Source organism: Streptomyces sp. NEAU-sy36 (genome assembly GCF_013423905.1).
GTDB classification, from domain to species: domain Bacteria; phylum Actinomycetota; class Actinomycetes; order Streptomycetales; family Streptomycetaceae; genus Streptomyces; species Streptomyces misionensis.
In genome coordinates this window covers 3,053,008-3,069,148 of sequence record NZ_CP058977.1, presented here as the reverse complement: position 1 = coordinate 3,069,148, position 16,141 = coordinate 3,053,008, and the positions used below count along the sequence as shown (strand labels likewise).

Annotated in this window: 17 protein-coding genes; 9 read left to right on the top strand and 8 right to left on the bottom strand. The window is 73.3% G+C overall.

What is annotated here, in order from left to right:
• The first annotated feature begins 97 nt into the window (after positions 1-97).
• Entirely contained in the window at positions 98-448 is a 351-nt protein-coding gene (locus tag HZZ00_RS14050) for a UBP-type zinc finger domain-containing protein (protein WP_180332504.1), read from the top strand.
• On the opposite strand, the gene HZZ00_RS14045 is transcribed toward HZZ00_RS14050, so the two are convergent.
• Both HZZ00_RS14045 and HZZ00_RS14040 read right to left on the bottom strand, forming a co-directional pair.
• Entirely contained in the window at positions 376-1,695 is a 1,320-nt protein-coding gene (locus HZZ00_RS14045; protein WP_257585783.1) for an SGNH/GDSL hydrolase family protein, read from the bottom strand. The two genes, HZZ00_RS14050 and HZZ00_RS14045, sit on opposite strands and share 73 nt — an antisense overlap.
• A gap of 262 nt (positions 1,696-1,957) precedes the next feature.
• Positions 1,958-3,748, bottom strand: a complete 1,791-nt coding sequence (locus HZZ00_RS14040; protein WP_180332502.1) for a M4 family metallopeptidase — start codon at positions 3,746-3,748, stop codon at positions 1,958-1,960.
• A 309-nt stretch (positions 3,749-4,057) separates the two neighbouring features.
• Between HZZ00_RS14040 and HZZ00_RS14035 the strand changes: the two genes are divergently transcribed.
• The 5 genes from HZZ00_RS14035 to HZZ00_RS14015 all read left to right on the top strand — a co-directional run bounded on the left by HZZ00_RS14035 (position 4,058) and on the right by HZZ00_RS14015 (position 8,541).
• Positions 4,058-5,218, top strand: coding sequence for a serine hydrolase (locus tag HZZ00_RS14035; RefSeq protein ID WP_180332501.1), 1,161 nt, complete (start codon positions 4,058-4,060; stop codon positions 5,216-5,218).
• A gap of 59 nt (positions 5,219-5,277) precedes the next feature.
• Positions 5,278-5,955, top strand: coding sequence for an AIM24 family protein (locus tag HZZ00_RS14030; protein ID WP_180332500.1), 678 nt, complete (start codon positions 5,278-5,280; stop codon positions 5,953-5,955).
• A gap of 88 nt (positions 5,956-6,043) precedes the next feature.
• Positions 6,044-7,006, top strand: coding sequence for a threonine/serine dehydratase (locus tag HZZ00_RS14025; protein WP_180332499.1), 963 nt, complete (start codon positions 6,044-6,046; stop codon positions 7,004-7,006).
• 57 nt (positions 7,007-7,063) lie between these two features.
• Positions 7,064-8,035 carry an LLM class F420-dependent oxidoreductase gene (locus tag HZZ00_RS14020; protein WP_180332498.1) on the top strand — a complete coding sequence of 324 codons (972 nt, stop codon included), beginning with the start codon at positions 7,064-7,066 and terminating at the stop codon, positions 8,033-8,035.
• Positions 8,036-8,115: 80 nt separating this feature from the next.
• Entirely contained in the window at positions 8,116-8,541 is a 426-nt protein-coding gene (locus tag HZZ00_RS14015) for an SsgA family sporulation/cell division regulator (protein ID WP_180332497.1), read from the top strand.
• A gap of 96 nt (positions 8,542-8,637) precedes the next feature.
• On the opposite strand, the gene HZZ00_RS14010 is transcribed toward HZZ00_RS14015, so the two are convergent.
• Genes HZZ00_RS14010 through HZZ00_RS13995 form a run of 4 tightly spaced genes read right to left on the bottom strand, consistent with a single transcriptional unit; the run spans position 8,638 to position 11,748 of the window.
• Positions 8,638-9,135, bottom strand: coding sequence for a DUF6328 family protein (locus tag HZZ00_RS14010; protein WP_180332496.1), 498 nt, complete (start codon positions 9,133-9,135; stop codon positions 8,638-8,640).
• Positions 9,136-9,187: 52 nt separating this feature from the next.
• The gene (locus tag HZZ00_RS14005; RefSeq protein WP_180332495.1) at positions 9,188-10,171 is read right to left on the bottom strand and encodes an aldo/keto reductase; all 984 of its coding nucleotides are present in this window, start codon (positions 10,169-10,171) and stop codon (positions 9,188-9,190) included.
• A 53-nt stretch (positions 10,172-10,224) separates the two neighbouring features.
• Complete coding sequence (locus HZZ00_RS14000) at positions 10,225-10,920, bottom strand: ribonuclease H (RefSeq protein ID WP_180332494.1); 696 nt, start codon at positions 10,918-10,920, stop codon at positions 10,225-10,227.
• Positions 10,921-10,953: 33 nt separating this feature from the next.
• Positions 10,954-11,748, bottom strand: a complete 795-nt coding sequence (locus tag HZZ00_RS13995) for a VOC family protein (protein WP_180332493.1) — start codon at positions 11,746-11,748, stop codon at positions 10,954-10,956.
• Between the two features lie 146 nt (positions 11,749-11,894).
• Between HZZ00_RS13995 and HZZ00_RS13990 the strand changes: the two genes are divergently transcribed.
• Entirely contained in the window at positions 11,895-12,896 is a 1,002-nt protein-coding gene (locus tag HZZ00_RS13990; protein WP_180333499.1) for a zinc-binding alcohol dehydrogenase family protein, read from the top strand.
• Positions 12,897-12,939: 43 nt separating this feature from the next.
• Positions 12,940-13,839 (top strand): aminoglycoside phosphotransferase family protein, encoded by a 900-nt coding sequence (locus HZZ00_RS13985; RefSeq protein WP_257585782.1) that lies wholly within the window; start codon positions 12,940-12,942, stop codon positions 13,837-13,839.
• Between the two features lie 4 nt (positions 13,840-13,843).
• Here HZZ00_RS13985 and HZZ00_RS13980 read toward each other — a convergent pair whose 3' ends face one another.
• Positions 13,844-14,326, bottom strand: coding sequence for a VOC family protein (locus HZZ00_RS13980; RefSeq protein ID WP_180332492.1), 483 nt, complete (start codon positions 14,324-14,326; stop codon positions 13,844-13,846).
• Positions 14,327-14,596: 270 nt separating this feature from the next.
• Here HZZ00_RS13980 and HZZ00_RS13975 point away from each other — a divergent pair, with 270 nt between their 5' ends.
• The gene (locus tag HZZ00_RS13975) at positions 14,597-15,484 is read left to right on the top strand and encodes an RNA polymerase sigma factor SigF (protein ID WP_180332491.1); all 888 of its coding nucleotides are present in this window, start codon (positions 14,597-14,599) and stop codon (positions 15,482-15,484) included.
• Positions 15,485-15,547: 63 nt separating this feature from the next.
• Here HZZ00_RS13975 and HZZ00_RS13970 read toward each other — a convergent pair whose 3' ends face one another.
• Positions 15,548-16,000, bottom strand: a complete 453-nt coding sequence (locus HZZ00_RS13970; RefSeq protein WP_180332490.1) for an ATP-binding protein — start codon at positions 15,998-16,000, stop codon at positions 15,548-15,550.
• Positions 16,001-16,141 lie beyond the last annotated feature (141 nt).

Sequence of the window (16,141 nt, the reverse complement as noted above, 5' to 3'; positions counted from 1 at the left end):
ACCGGTGCGGTGGCAGCGCGGCGACGGGCCCCGGGACATCCGGTGACGGTTCGGCGCGGGAGCCACGGCACCCGCGGGCCGACACGGAGGAATCCGCATGAGCACCCCTGAGGGCATCGACCCGGGCGTCCCGCCGAGCGGCACCGGCTGCGTGGAGTGCGAGGCCACGGGCGGCTGGTGGTTCCATCTGCGCCGCTGCGCCCAGTGCAGGCACATCGGCTGCTGCGACGACTCCCCCGCCCGGCACGCCACCGCCCACTACCGGGCCACCGGGCACCCGGTCATCCGGAGCTTCGAGCCGGGCGAGCAGTGGTTCTGGGACTACACCACCGAGGAGTTGTACACCTCGGGGCCCGAACTCGCCCCGCCCGCCGGTCATCCCGCCGACCAGCCGGTGCCGGGGCCCGCCGGGCGGGTGCCGGAGGACTGGGCGCGCGGCTCGGGCTGAACCCCGGCACGCCCGGGGCGACCGGCCCGGCGCGTGCACTGAAGGCGGTCCAGGTCGACGCCGCCGGCGAGGGCCCGCATGCCCCGGTCGCCGGGGTGCAGGTGGTCGCCGCCGTCGAGGTCCGGGCGCAGCCGCTCGGGGTCGCGGGGGTCGCGCAACACCCGGTCGAAGTCGGCGACGGCGTCGAACTCCCCGCTCTCGCGGACGAACCGGTCGACGTCCCGGCGTACGGCTTCCACGCCGGGGTTCCATTCCGGCCACCCCTTGAACGGGCCGATGGTCGCGGCGACCACGCACAGGTGGGCGGCGTGCGCCCGGCGCACGATCCGCCGGTACCCGGCGATCAGGTCGGCCGCGGTGGCGCCGGGGCGTGCCTTGAGGTCGTTGACGCCCTCGAAGAGGAAGACGGTGCGCAGCCCCGGCAGCGACAGCACGTCGCGGTCCAGCCGGTGCAGTGCGCTGGGCCCGGCGTCGTCCGCGAGCACCTTGTCTCCGGAGATGCCCTCGTCGGCCACGCCCTCGACGGCGGCGCGGGCCGCGCGCAGGCGCCGGGCGAGGTGGTCGGGCCAGCGGCGGTCGGTGTCCGGGGTGGACCTCTCGCCGTCGGTGAGGGAGTCGCCGAGCACGGCCACGGCGCCGGTCGCCGGGCGGTCCGGCCGTACGGAGACGGCGTCGAGGTACCACCAGGAGCCGGTGGTCCCCGTCCAGTGCGCGGCGCCCGGCTCGGCGGTGTGCGCGCCCTGCCCGGTGTACGACGTCCGCAGCGCCATCCGGTGGCCGCTGGCCGGCCCGGCGGCGTGCGGGGTGTGCAGGCTGACGGCGAGGTCCGCGCCGGCCGGCAGCCGACCGGGCAGCGGGTCGCTCCACGCCATGGCGCCGGGGGGCAGGGTGATCCGGCGGGCGCCGCCGAAGGTCAGCGGGCGGTTGTCGCCGGGGCGCACGGCGGCGCCGCGCAGCCGCGGTCCGGCGTAGACGTGGTCGAGGGTCAGCGGGCGGTCGCCGAAGGCGTTGGTGAAGCGGACGCGGAGCGCGCTGCCGCCCACGCTGGTGTGCACGATCATCCGGTAGTCCCGGCCCGCCGCTCCGGGGCCGAGCCGTTCGGCGCTCGCCGCCCAGGTGACCACGCCGGAGGCGTGCCCGGTGGCACCGGGCAGGTGGGGTGCCGCGCGGGCCGGTCCGGCCTGGCAGGCGGCGGCCGTCAGCAGGGCGGCGGCGACGCGGCAGCCGCGCCCGCACCGGCCGTTCACGGGGTGCCCGGTCCGCCGGGTCCCGGCCGGGCCCCGGGGGACGTGTCGGCGTGTCCCACGCTCGTCATGGTCGCGCCGCCACGCCGCCCGCGCACCTCGGTGGGCGCTCTCACCGGGGGTGCCCATCCGCTGTCCCTCCCGCCGTACGGTCCCGGTCTCGCCGTGCGGGTTCCCGGGGGCGGCGCCACGATGCGGTGGCGGATCGGCGGCGGACATGCGGATGCCCCGCGCGGGGCGGGGCATCCGGTGGTGCGGGGGTCGGTCAGTGCCGGGCGGCCGGGGTGTTGGCCGCGGTCACGTCGACCGCGGCCCACGCCTTGTCCACCGTCTTGTACTCGGTGCTGCTCGCGCCGTACAGGTCCTTGGCCGCCTTCAGCGTCGCGACGCGCGCGTCGTGGAAGTCGGTGGTGGAGACCATGTAGCGGGTGAGCGCCCGGTAGAAGATGGCGGTGGCCTTGGTGCGGCCGATGCCCTTCACCGTGGACCTGTCGTACGTCGGCGAGTCGTACGCGACGCCGTTGATCGTCTTCTTGCCGCTGCCCTCCGCGAGGAGGTAGTAGGCGTGCGACGAGACGCCGGAGCCGGCGTGCACCTCGGTGCCGTAGGTGTCCGGCGTCCAGTAGTCGATCGTGCCCTCGAGCTTGTCGAGCGAGGGGTGGTCCAGGCGGCGCAGGAACTTCTGCCCGATGCCCAGCTTCTCGCCGATCAGGTAGTCGGGCGTGTCGCTCTTGTTGGCCGCGAAGAACTCGACGTTGGAGCCGAAGATGTCCGCCAGCGACTCGTTGAGCGCGCCCGGCTCGCCGTACTGGTTGCCGTCGGGGTCGACGTAGGTCGGCTCCAGCTTCGCGGTGGCGTCCACCACGCCGTGGGTCAGTTCGTGACCGGTGACGTCCAGGACGACCAGCGGCTTCTTGAAGGTCCGCCCGTCGCCGTCGCCGTACAGCATGCAGCCGCAGGTGGGGTCCCAGAACGCGTTGGCGACCTTGTCGCCCCAGTGGACCATTCCGTGGGCGGCCTTGCCGTTGCCGGCGATCCCCTTGCGCCCGAACGTCTTCTTGTAGAAGTCCAGGGTCTTGGTGATGCCGTACTGGGCGTCGGCGGCGGCGCTGGCACGGTTGGCGGTCGTGCCGTTGCCCCACACGTTGGTGGTGCTGGTGAACTTCGCGCCGGAGCCGAAGGATTCGGGGCTCCTGCCCTTGGCGTCGCGCACCTCGGTGCCGTACCGGGTCGGGTCGGCGAGCTGGTAGTGGCCGCGCGAGGTCTGCGTGGTGGTGAGGCCGACGCTGCCGACGAAGAGCGTCTTGCCGGTGCCGCTCGCGGCCGACGGGTACGACGTCCTGGCGCCGGTGGTGGTGCCCGAGCCGGCCAGGGCGGCGCTGCGCGCGGCGCCGATGGCCGGGTCGAGCGTCACGCCCTTCTGGCGCAGGGTGGCGAGCAGCTTGGGCGACAGGAACTGGTCGCTGTCGGGGGTGTTGCTGCGCACCTTGCCGGTGACGGCGTCCACGACGACGGTGTTGGTGCCGTCCTGGGCGGTCACGGTCACCTGGTAGGCGAGCGCGGAGGCGCCGCCCCGGGCGTCCACGACGAGCCGGGCGGTGCCCGCCTCCCCCTTGGCGGCCTGGGCGGCCTTGGCGGCGGCCTGGCCCGCGGTGAGCCTGGCCTGCGTGGCGGTGGCCGGCTTGACGGTGTGGTCGGCGGCGCGGGTCACGCCCGTGTAGCGAAGCGCGTGGTCGAGGTGGACCACGAGGTCGCCGCCGAGCACCGGCATGCCGGCGTGGGTGCGCTCGAAGCGGACGTGCCGGGCGCCCTCCGGGTCCAGCATGACGTCCTGGGCCCGCAGTTCGTCGCCCTGCGTGACCCCGGTCGCGGTGGCGTGCGCGAAGGCCGCGGCGCGCGCCGCGCTCACCACGGTGGCGTCGGCGCTGGTGGTGGACGCGACGGAGCGCGCCTCCCCCGTCGTGGTGGGTCCCGCGAAGGCCGTACCGGCCAGGCCCGTGGCAGCCGTCGTCACCGCGACGGCGACCGCCACCGAGCGTATGTGCGGTTTACGCAATCTGATCAGGGTTCCTTCTGTGAAGGGCGGCGAGATCGTCAACCGCCCTGTGACATGGCGCGGTTGCGCGCCACGGGGCTGGTCGGGCCCCCAGGGGTCACCCTTACGGATCAGTCATGTGCACGTAAAGCTGGAATGATCCATTTCGCGATCTTCTATGGCAATCCTTTGCAAACGGAAGCCAGAGAGTGATTGGTAGTTGACCAGCTGTGTGTCGACTGTGGAGATGCCGCCTCGATCCCCTAGGTTCCCAGGCCGGAATGTGACTGATGTCGCATCAACAGACGTACGGATGGGAGTGGATGCCCGATGGTGTCAGCCACGGTGGGCAGGGGTGCGGTGCTCGGTGCGGTCACGCTGGCCCTGCTGGCGGTCCCGGCGCAGGCCGCGACCGGTCAGGTGAAGTCCCCGGCGGCGGCCGGACTTCCACAGCCTGACGCGGCGGGTCTGGCCCGGGTGCTGCGCTCGGCGGTGCAGCAGGGCGCGCCCGGCGCGCTCGCCCGGATCGACGACCACGGCACGACGTACACGGCGACCCACGGGTTCGCCGACCGCGGCACCCGGCGGGCCATGGCGGCCGGCGACCGGTTCCGCGTCGGCAGCGTCACCAAGACCTTCTCGGCCGTCGTGCTGCTGCAACTCGTCGACGCGCACAAGCTGTCGCTGGACGCGCCCGTCGACCGGTATCTGCCGGGGCTGCTGCCGGACGACCGGATCACCGTCCGCCATCTGCTGAGCCACCGCAGCGGACTGTACGACTACACCAACGACATGTTCGCCGACAGCGTCCCCGGCTTCGAGGCGGTGCGGAACAAGGTCTTCACCTACCGCGAGCTGGTCGCGCTGTCGCTGAAGCACCCGCGCACCAACGCGCCCGGCGCCGCCTACTCCTACTCCAACACCAACTTCGTCGTCGCGGGCATGCTCATCGAGAAGCTCACCGGGCACTCCGTGGCGACCGAGTACCGCACGCGCGTCTTCGAGCCGCTGAAGCTCCGTGACACCTTCTACGTCCACCCCGACACCCGCGTCCCGGGCACCCACGCCCACGGCTACCTCACCCCCGACAAGGCGGGCGACCCGCTGGTGGACGCCACCGACCAGACGGTGTCCTGGGCGCAGAGCGCGGGCGCCGTCATCTCCAGCGCGCGGGACCTGGACACGTTCTACGGCGCGCTGCTGGGCGGCAGACTGCTGTCCCCGGCACGGCTCGCCGAGATGGAGAAGATGACGCGGGTGAACGCCACGACCGCGTACGGGCTCGGACTGCGCCGGCGCGATCTGTCCTGCGGCATCTCGGTCTACGGGCACACGGGCACGGTGCAGGGCTACTACACGTACGCGTTCGCCACCAAGGACGGCGGCCGCCGCATGACCGCCGTCGCCACCACCTCGAACAACGGCAAGGTGCTCGACACCCTCGCGGGGACGCTGGAGTCGGCGTTCTGCGGCAAACCGAAGAAGGGCTGACTCCCGGCGGGCGGATCACGATCTTGGCGGAATGCCCCCTTCCGGGTGAGGATTCCCCCATGAAGGGTGATCTTTTCTCCAGCCGGTACGTGGTGCGCCCCGCCGCCGAACCGGGCATGTCCGTCGAGAACGCCAAGTGCCTCAAGTACACGGTGGACGGCGAGATGTACGCCCGCCAGGGCGCGATGGTCGCCCACCGCGGCAGCCTCCGCTTCGAGCGCAAGGGCCAGGGCGTCGGCGGCATGCTCAAGCGCGCCGTCACCGGCGAGGGGCTGCCGCTGATGGCGGTGCGCGGGCAGGGCGAGGTCTGGCTCGCGCACGAGGCGCAGAACTGCTTCGTCCTGGAGATCGAGCCCGGCGACGGATTCACGGTGAACGGCCGCAACGTGCTGTGCTTCGACCCGACGCTGTCGTACGAGATCAAGACGGTGAAGGGCACCGGCATCACCGCGGGCGGCCTGTTCAACAGCGTGTTCAGCGGCCACGGCCGGCTCGGCCTGGTGTGCGACGGCAACCCGCTGGTCATCCCGGTGTCGGCCGAGCAGCCCGTGTACGTCGACACCGACGCGGTGGTCGGCTGGACCGCACACCTGGAGACCTCGCTGCACCGCTCGCAGTCGATGGGGTCGATGCTGCGGGGCGGTTCCGGGGAGGCCGTCCAGCTGATGCTGCGCGGCGAGGGCTTCGTCGTCGTACGCCCGAGCGAGCTGACCCAGCACAAGCCGCAACAGCACTGACCGGCGAACGCCGTTGACCTGGCATCGCCGCACGCGTCAAGGTGCGTGCGGCGCGGTCCCCACCCCCGCGCCGGAAGGGTGAAGCACCTTGATCGGCATCTCGGACATCGAAGCCGCCGCCCGGCTGATCGCCCCGCACGTGGTGCGGACGCCGACCGTGGCGAGCCCCGGGCTCACCGCGCTGCTCGGCGTCCCCGTCACCGCCAAGCTCGAACTCCTCCAGCGCACCGGCTCGTTCAAGGCCCGCGGGGCCGCGGCGAAGCTGCTGTCGCTGGGCGAGGCCGAGCGGGCGGCCGGCGTGGTCGCGGTCAGCGGCGGCAACCACGGCATCGCGCTCGCGGTGATGGCGGCGGCCCTCGATGTGAAGGCGACGGTGGTGATGCCCCGCACCGCGCCCGCCCGCTCCCTCGCGCTCGCCGAGGCGGCCGGGGCGACACTGCGGCTGACCGACGGCATGGACAGCGCCTTCGAACTGATGACCACGCTCAGGGACGAGGGGCTGACCCTCGTCCACCCGTTCGACGACCCGATGGTGATCGCCGGGCAGGGCACGGTCGGCCTCGAACTGGCCGAGGACGCGGCCGACGAGCCCACCGACGTCCTCGTCAGCATCGGCGGTGGCGGCCTGATCGCGGGCGTCGCGGCGGCGCTCCGGGCCCGCCGCCCCGGCGTTCGGGTGTGGGGCGTGGAGACGCGGGGCGCCGAGGCGATGTCCGCCGCGCTGAAGGCGGGCGGTCCGGTGCCGGTGCCGCTGTCCTCGGTGGTCACCACGCTCAGCGCGCCCTCCGTCTCCCGGCTGACCTACGACCATGTCCGCGAACTGGTCGAGGAGGTGCTGGTGGTGCCGGACCGGGAGGCCGTGCGGGGCTGCCTGGAGCTGGCCGACCACGCCAAGGTGTGGGCGGAGCCCGCCGCGGGCTGTCTGCTGCCCGCCGCCCGGGAGGTGATCTCCCGGGTCGGCCCCGGCGCCCGGCTCGCTCTCGTGGTCTGCGGCGGCAACACCGCCCTCGGCGAGCTGACCGGCTGGGCGGACCGCTTCGGCCTGCGATGACTCCAGGCAGTCCGCCCGGGGCCGTTTTCCCTCGGCTCGCCCGGGGACTCGGCCCGCATGGTGCAAATCGGATACACGATGATGACCGAGCAGGCCGGTCCCCGGGAGCTGGTGGACCACGTGGTGCGCGCCGAGGAGGCCGGGTTCGACTTCTCGGTGACCTCTGACCACTACTTTCCGTGGCTGCGGTCGCAGGGCCACTCCCCGTACGCGTGGAGCGTGCTCGGCGCCGCGGCCCAGGCCACTTCGCGGATTCCGCTGATGACCTACGTGACCTGCCCCACCCGGCGCTACCACCCGGCCGTGGTGGCGCAGAAGGCGGCCACCGTGCAGCTGCTGTCGGAGGGCAGGTTCCGGCTCGGGCTCGGCTCCGGCGAGAACCTCAACGAGCATGTGGTGGGCGGCGGCTGGCCTCCGGTGGACGTGCGGCACGAGATGCTGGAGGAGGCGCTGGAGATCATCCGCGCGCTGTTCCGTGGCGATCACGTCACCTACCACGGCGAGCACTTCGACGTGGAGTCGGCCCGGCTGTGGGACCTGCCCGACCAGCCGCCGCCGATCGGCGTCGCGGTCTCCGGGGAGCAGTCCTGCCGGCTCGCCGGACACCTCGCCGACCTGGTGATCGCGACCGAGCCGAAGGCGAACCTGCTGGAGGCCTTCGACCGGCACGGCGGCGAGGGCAAGCCCCGGATCGGCCAGCTGCCGGTGAGCTACGGCACCGACCGGGACGCGGCCGTCGAGCGCGCGCACGGCCAGTTCCGCTGGTTCGGGCTGGGCTGGAAGGTGAACTCCGAACTGCCGCACCCGGACTCCTTCGCGGCCGCGACGCAGTTCGTCACCCCCGACGACGTGGCCTCCTCCATCCCCTGCGGCGACGACCCGGAGGACTTCGTTGCGGCCGTACGCCCGTACGCCGAGGCGGGGTTCGACGAGATCGCCCTGGTGCAGATCGGCGGGGAGACCCAGCCGGAGTTCCTGGACTGGTCGGCGAAGACCCTGCTCCCCGCGCTGCGCGAGGCGTTCGGCTGACGCCCGGCCACCGCGCATGTCAACTTCCGCCGAACCGGGGTACCCGGAAGATCCACACCGATCGTCGCGGAGGTCCTCGCGTGAACACGTCCGTGCACACGTCCCTGGTGGTGCAGCTCCACGCACCGGGCACCGGCCGGTGCCCGGTGTTCGTCCATCTCGGCTACGACGCCGCCGACCCGTTCGCCGTCACGGCCGTCTTCGCCCACGACGGCCGGGTGCTGGCCCACTGGCGCCTGGACCGGGAGATGCTGGCCGCGGGACTGTCCGGGCCGGTCGGCATCGGCGACGTACGGCTGCGTCCGGCCGGCACCGGACCGGGGCACGAGCTGCGCATGGAGTTCCTGGGCGACACCCGCCCCGACGGCGGCCGGCAGCGCGCGGTGGTGTACGCGTGGGCGCCGGCCGTCGCCGGGTTCCTGCGCGAGACCCACGCCGTCGTGCCGCCCGGCAGTGAACGGGCCCCGGTGGACGAGCTGCTGGCGGACATCCTCGCCACCGGCTGAGCGGGTCGGGGGACGTTCCGCGGTGTGGGGCGAGGTCCCCGGCCGGGCCGGTCGCGTCGGACCGGCCCGGCCGGGGACCTCGCCCGCTGGGGCCGCTCAGGCGTCGTCCCTGCTGGTGGTGTGCCGGCGGCGGGCCCACATCGGGAGACCGAACCAGCACGTCAGGTACCAGGCGACGACTCCCGTGACCAGCCAGGGCACATAGCCGTCGTGCGTGGCCACCCGGAGGATGAGCAGCAGGGCGCAGGTCGTCGTGGCGAGCAGCATGACCAGGCCCACGAAGGTCAGCCGGGCGGCGAGCCGCACCGCCTGGGGTTTGATCCGGCGCCCTGAGACCAGCCGGTGCAGGGAGACCGGCCCGATCAGGGCGCCGGTGGTGCAGGCGCCGAGGACCACCGTGACGATGTAGATGTGCTGGTCGTCGGCGGGCAGCCGGGTGAACTTCGGGTAGAAGACGACGGTCAGCAGGAACCCGAACAGGATCTGCACTCCCGTCTGGGCGACGCGGACCTCCTGGATGAGTTCACCCCACATCCGGTCGGCCCGCTCCTCCTCGGTCTCGTGGCGTCCTCTGCGTCGTCCGTCCTCGGTCATGCGATGCAGGTAACCGCCCGGCCGTTCCTTCAAACGGTGGGCGTCTGCGCCGTCACCAGCGGTGTTCCACCTGCTCCCGGATCCGCTTGTCGTACAGGTCCCGGATCGCGGCGAGGGTGTCGTGCGACAGCGGCGGCAGCGCGGCGGCGGCCGCGTTGGCACGGGCCTGCTCGGGGTTGCGGGCGCCGGGGATCACCGTGGTGACGCCCTCCTGCTCGATGATCCAGCGCAGCGCCAGCTGGGCCGGGGTGTAACCCTCGGGGGCCAGGGCCGCGAACTCGGCGGCGGCCTCGACACCGGTCTCGTAGTCGACGCCGGAGAAGGTCTCGCCCTGGTCGAATGCCTCGCCGTGCCGGTTGAAGGTGCGGTGGTCGTTCGCCGCGAAGACGGTGTCCTTGGTGTACTTGCCGGACAGCAGCCCGGAGGCGAGCGGCACCCGGGCGATGATGCCGACGCCGGCCTCGCGGGCGGCGGGCAGCACCTCGTGCAGCGGCTTCATCCGGAACGGGTTGAGAATGATCTGCACGCTCGCCACATGCGGCCGGGCGATCGCGGCCAGCGCCTGTGCGCAGGTCTCCACGCTCACGCCGTACGCGGCGATGCGCTCCTCCTCGACCAGGGTGTCCAGGGCGTCGTACACCTCGTCGGAGGTGAACACCGGGGTGGGCGGGCAGTGCAACTGCACCAGGTCGATCCGGTCGACGCCGAGGTTGCGGCGCGAACGGTCGTTCCAGGCGCGGAAGTTGTCGAGGACGTAGTTCTCGGGGAGCTGTTCGACGCGGCGGCCCATCTTGGTGGCCACCAGCACACGCAGATCGGGCCGGCCGCGCAGGAAGGCGGCGATGGTCTGCTCGCTGCGCCCGTCGCCGTAGACGTCGGCGGTGTCGAAGAAGGTGACCCCGGACTCGGCCGCCGCCTCCAGGACGGCCAGGGCGTCCTTCTCGTCCACGTCGCCCCAGTCCGCGCCCAGCTGCCACGTGCCGAGACCGACCACCGACATCTTCTGACCCGACCTGCGGATTTCACGTTCGTCCATGCCGACAGTCTGTCACCCGGTGGCCGGCCCCGGGGCGCGGGCCCGCCGCCGGCTCAGGCCTGCGCGGTGCGGCACTCCGGGTGGCCCCAGCCCTGCGCGTTCTTGGCGATGGACTCGCCGGCCGCGTAGGAGCGGCCGCAGACGCAGCGGCCGGGGAACTTCGCCTTGAGGGTGCGCGAGGAGGACGCGCCGCCGGCGCGGCGAACCGTCTTCTTGCGCGGGGCGGACGCCTTGGGGGTGTCGGGCGAGGGCGGCGGCACCGGCGAGCCGAGCGCGCTGCCCGCCGCCTCCTGCGCCGTGGCGGCCTGGCTGGCGGCGCGGTCGGCGAAGTCGTTGAGCGGGTCGCCGTCGACCTGGTGGGCCGGGACGTAGCGGAACTCCACCGACCTGCCGTCCAGGAGGGCGTCGATGCGCACCACCAGCTCCTGGTTGGCGACCGGCTTGCCGGCGGACGTCTTCCAGCCGTTGCGCTTCCAGCCCGGCAGCCAGGTGGTGACGGCCTTCATGGCGTACTGGGAGTCCATCCGGACCTCCAGCGGCACCTCGGGGTCGACGGCGGTCAACAGCCGCTCCAGGGCGGTGAGTTCGGCGACGTTGTTGGTGGCCCGGCCGAGCGGGCCCGCCTCCCAGCGAGCGGGCGTCCGCTCGTCGTCGTCCGAGACCACCCACGCCCATCCGGCCGGTCCGGGGTTTCCCTTCGAAGCCCCGTCGCACGCGGCCACCACTCGTTCACGCATGCGCACGATCATCCCACGGCCGCGCGGGTGCCCGGTCCGGGCCGCTCAGACGTCCTCGGTCCGGGGCGGCTCGCCCTCGGTGGCCGTGATGTCGATCACCGAGAAGTCGGCGCCCTGCGGGTCGCTGAGGGCCGCGAACCGGCCGAAGGGGCTGTCCATCGGCCCGAAGCGGACGGTGCCGCCGAGGCGGCCCGCCACGGCGGCGGCCGCGTCGCAGTCGGCGACGGCGAAGTAGACGTTGATGTACGAGGGCACCTCGGGCGGGAAGTCGTCGGTCATCCGCATCCGGCCGAGCACGGTCTCCTCGCCGACGTCGAACACCCGGAAGTCCACCGCGTCGTCCGCCAGGTCCCGCGCGCGGTACGGGAAGACCGCGGTGAGGAAGGCGTCCGTCCGCTCGGGATCGCGGCTGAAGACCTCCGCCCAGCAGTAGGCGCCGGGGGCGGCGGTCTCCTCGAAGCCCTCGTGGGTGCCCGCCTGCCACACCCCGAAGACGGCCCCGCTGGGCTCGCGGGCCAGGCACATGGTGCCGACGTCGGCGATCTGCATCGGCTCCATCAGCACGTCGCCCCCGCTGTGCCGGATCTTCTCCGCCGTGGCGACGGCGTCCGGCGAGGCGAAGTACAGGCACCACTGCGACTGCCCCTCCTGGCCGGGCATGGGCGGGACCACGGCGGCCACGGCCCTGCCGTCCACGTAGGCCTGGGTGTAGTTGCCGTACTCGGACGTGGACTCGCCGAAGGTCCAGCCGAGGACGTCGCCGTAGAACCTCTTGGCGCCCTCCAGGTCGGTGAACATCGCATCGGCCCAGCAGGGGGTTCCTTCCGGTTGTACGGCCATGCCCGCCGCCCTCCTGAAGTCGCGCCGGCCCCCGTCTGCCCACGCTAGCCAGCCCCCGGCCGGGCCGCGCGCCGAGCGGGGGCCTGCCGGACACTGGGGAGGGGACCGGACCTCGCGGAAGGGCACGGGCGATGACGGCAGCGGTGATGCGGGCGTGGTCGGTGGTGGAGCAGGGCCCGGTCGAGGGCGAGCCGCTGCGGCCGGTCGAGCGCCCGGTGCCCGAGCCGGGGCCGGACGAGCTGCTGGTGCGGGTGCGCGCGTGCGGGGTGTGCCGGACCGATCTGCACGTCACCGAGGGCGACCTGCCGGTGCACCGGCCGGGGGTCACGCCCGGCCACGAGGTCGTCGGCGAGGTGGCCGGCACCGGGTCGCAGGTCTTCGGCTTCGCCCCCGGCGACCGGGTGGGCGTGGCCTGGCTGCGCCGCACCGACGGGGTGTGCGCCTACTGCGCCCGCGGCGACGAGAACCTGTGCCCGCGCTCGCGGTACACCGGCTGGGACGCCGACGGCGGTTACGCGGAGTACACGACCGTCCCGGCGCCCTTCGCCTACCGGCTGCCCGAGGCGCTGGACGACGTGTCGGCGGCTCCGCTGCTGTGCGCCGGGATCATCGGGTTCCGCGCGCTGCGCCGCTCCGGGCTGCCGCGCGGTGGCCGCCTCGGCCTGTACGGCTTCGGGGGCAGCGCCCATCTGTGCGCGCAGGTCGCGCTCGCCGAGGGCGCGACCGTGCACGTGATCACCCGGGGCGAGGCATCGCGCGGGCTCGCCCTGGCGCTGGGCGCGGCCAGCGCGCGGGACCTCTCCGAGCCGCCGCCGGAACCGCTGGACGCGGCGATCCTCTTCGCCCCGGCCGGTGACCTGGTGCCGGTCGCGCTGCGCGCCCTGGACCGGGGCGGGGTGCTGGCCCTGGCGGGCATCCACCTCACCGACGTGCCGCCGCTGCACTACGAGACCGACCTGTTCTACGAGAAGGAGTTGCGCAGCGTCACCGCCAACACCCGTGCGGACGGCCGGGAGTTCCTGGCGCTGGCGGCCCGCCACGGCGTCCGCGCGACCACCCATCCCTATCCGCTCGACCGGGCCCCCGAGGCCCTGCGGGATCTGAAGGCGGGCCGCTTCGACGGGGCGGCGGTGCTGGTGCCCGAATGACCGCGGGGAAATCGCTCGACAGGAGGTGCGTCGGGGCGCTCGGATGGGGGCCGTGAACGCGCAGCGCATGCACGCCGACGAACTCGGCATCGACGCCCCGCTGGTCCGGCGGCTGATCGCCCGCCGCTTTCCCGAGTGGGCCGGGCTGCCGGTGCGGCGGCTGGTGTCCTCGGGGACGGAGAACGCCATGTTCCGGCTGGGCACGGAGCTGGTGGTGCGGCTCCCCCGGCACCCCGGCGCGGTGCCCGACCTGGCCCATGAGCGGCGCTGGCTGCCCCGGCTCGGGCCGCTGCTCCCGGTGGCCGTGCCCGAACCGGTGGGCCGGGGCGAGCCGGACGAGGACTACCCGTGGCCCTGGTCCGTCTACCGCTGGCTGGCGGGCGCCAACCCGACGGCGGGTGCCGTGTCCGCGCCGCGGCGCCTGGCCGAGGACCTGGGGCGGTTCGTCCACGCGCTGCGCCGCGTCGCCCCGCAGGACGCGCCGGCCGGCCACCGGAGCGGCGCCCTGAGCGAGCGGGACGCGTCCACCCGTGCGGCCATCGCCGAGCTGGGCGGGCGGATCGACACGGCCGCGGTCACCGCGCTGTGGGAGCGGGCGCTGCGCGCGCCGCGGCACGAGGGGCCGCCGATGTGGTCCCATGGCGACCTGTCGCCCGGCAACGTCCTGGTGGACGGCGGCCGGCTCGGCGCGGTCATCGACTTCGGCTGCGCGGGCGTGGGCGATCCCGCCGTGGACCTGATGCCGGCCTGGAACCTGCTGCCCGCCGCCGCCCGGCCCGCCTTCCGCGAGGCAGCCGGAGCGGACGACGACGAGTGGGCCCGCGGCCGCGGCTGGGCCCTGTCGGTGGCCCTGATCCAGCTGCCCTACTACTGGCACACCAACCCGCCGCTGGCGGAGAACTCCCGCCATGTGATCGCCGAGATCCTCGGGGAGCGGGACTGAGCGCTCACTCCCCCGCGTACGCCCGCTCCAGCGCGGCCGCGTCCAGCTTGCCCATGCTCATCATGGCGCGGGCGGTGCGCGTGGCCTTCTCGGGGTCCGGGTCGGTCATCAGGGTGAGCAGCCGGTCGTAGACGACCTGCCAGGAGACGCCGTAGCGGTCCTTGAGCCAGCCGCAGGCACCGCCCGCGCCGCCGTCCGCGGTGAGGGCGGTCCAGTAGTGGTCGATCTCCCGCTGGCCGGAGCAGAGGATCTGGAAGGAGACCGACTCGTTGAAGGTGAACTGCGGCCCGCCGTTGAGCGCCATGAACCGCTGGCCGTTGGCCGTGAACTCGACGGCCAGGACGGAGCCCTCCGCGCCCGGGCCGGCCGCGGTGTGGCGGGTGACGCGGTCGACGCGGGAGTTCTCGAAGATCGACACGTAGTAGTGCGCGGCCTCCTCCGCCTGGCCGTCGAACCAGAGGCATGTGGTGAAACCGTCGGTGGTCATGAGCACTCCCGGGGGTGGGGGACGGGTCCGGCGGTACAGACTCCCCCGCGGGCCGGAAGTCATCGGTGCCCCACGCCGGGTGGTACCGGAGCGCACCGGCGATTTTCCGTCAGTGCGCGACGGCGGGGGCATGCGCCGCGTCACGGGGGGTACCCGCCCGGTGAGCGACCCCGCGGGCAGGCATGAGACGCCGTTCGCGGGGTACGCGAGCAGCGCAGGCCCGACGCACCAGCCGAACGGCGCCGGACCGTGACTTTCGTGGGAGTGTTGATGGACACCGCCGGGAAGCGGGCGCAGACAACGGTCATCGAGAAGACCGGGCAGGAGCGGGCGGGCGAGGAGGCACTGCCCGGCATCGCCGACCCCTCCTCCGTGGCCCCGCAGGACGCACGCTCGCTGTCCCGCCAGTTCTTCCGCCGGCTGACCGAGCTGGAGGAGGGCACCCACGAGTACCAGTACGCGCGCAACACCCTCATCGAGATGAACATGTCGCTCGTGCGGTTCGCGGCCGGCCGGTTCCGGGGCCGCGGGGACGACATGGAGGACATCGTCCAGACCGGCATGATCGGCCTGATCAAGGCGATCGACCGGTTCGACCTCTCCCGGGAGGTGGAGTTCACCTCCTTCGCGCTGCCGTACATCGTCGGCGAGATCAAGCGTTTCTTCCGGGACACCACCTGGGCGGTGCACGTCCCGCGGCGGCTCCAGGAGCTGCGGGTGGAACTGGCCAAGGCCCGTGAGGAGCTGTCCAGCAGGCTCGACCGCGAGCCGACGGTCGCCGAGCTGGCCACCTTGATGAACCTGTCCGAGGACGAGGTGATCGAGGGCCGGCTCGCCGCCAACGGCTACAACTCCTCCTCCCTGGACGCCGCGCTGACCGGCGACGGCCCGGAGAACGGCGAGGCGGTGCTCGCCGACTTCATCGGCGTGGAGGAGGAAGGGCTGCGGCTGGTGGAGGACTTCCACGCGCTGGCGCCGCTGATGGCGCAGCTCAGCGAGCGGGACCGGCAGATCATCCATCTGCGGTTCGTGGAGGAGGCCACCCAGGCGGAGATAGGGGAACGGCTCGGCTGCTCCCAGATGCACGTCTCGCGGCTGATCAAGCGGATCATCACCCGGCTGCGCCAGGGGATGCTGGGCGAACTCGGCTGCGCCTGAGCGGCAGGACGACGGCCCGGGACCGCTGGGGCGGTTCCGGGCACCCCGCGCGCTCGGGAACGGTCAGCGCCGCAGTTCGAGGCGCGCGATGACGCGCTTGCCGACGGGGATCCGCTCGACGACCACCTCGGTGGCGAGGGCGTGCACGATCTCCAGGCCGTGCCGTCCCACGCGCTGCGGATTCTTCGGGAACAGGTGCGGCAGGGCCGTACTGCTGTCGCAGACGGAGACCACGACGGCCGCGTCCGTGCCCTCCAGTTCCAGGATGTAGGGGCCGTCGCTGTGCCGGTCGGCGTTGGTGATCAGCTCGCTGACCAGCAGGAGCAGCTCGCCGTCCACGCCCCGGTCGACCCGCGCGCACCACTCGGTGCGCAGCTGTTCGAGGAACTGGGCCGCGAACGCCCGTGCCTCGGCGATGCAGCCGGGCTCGCCGGTGAAGTGCGTCGTGCGTCTCAGCGGCTCGACGGGTACGTCGAAACCGGTCGGTATCACTGCCCCGCCCAGGTGCTCGGTCATGCTGTCTTCCTCGCGGGCCACGGGCCCCGTCCGTTCGGTCGTATGCGTCGCACCTGTCCTCCTACCCCGAGTCGTGCCGTCCAGTCCAGCCGTTCGCCCACCGCGCACAGTGGCACGCGTCACGGCGCCGGACCGGCCGGC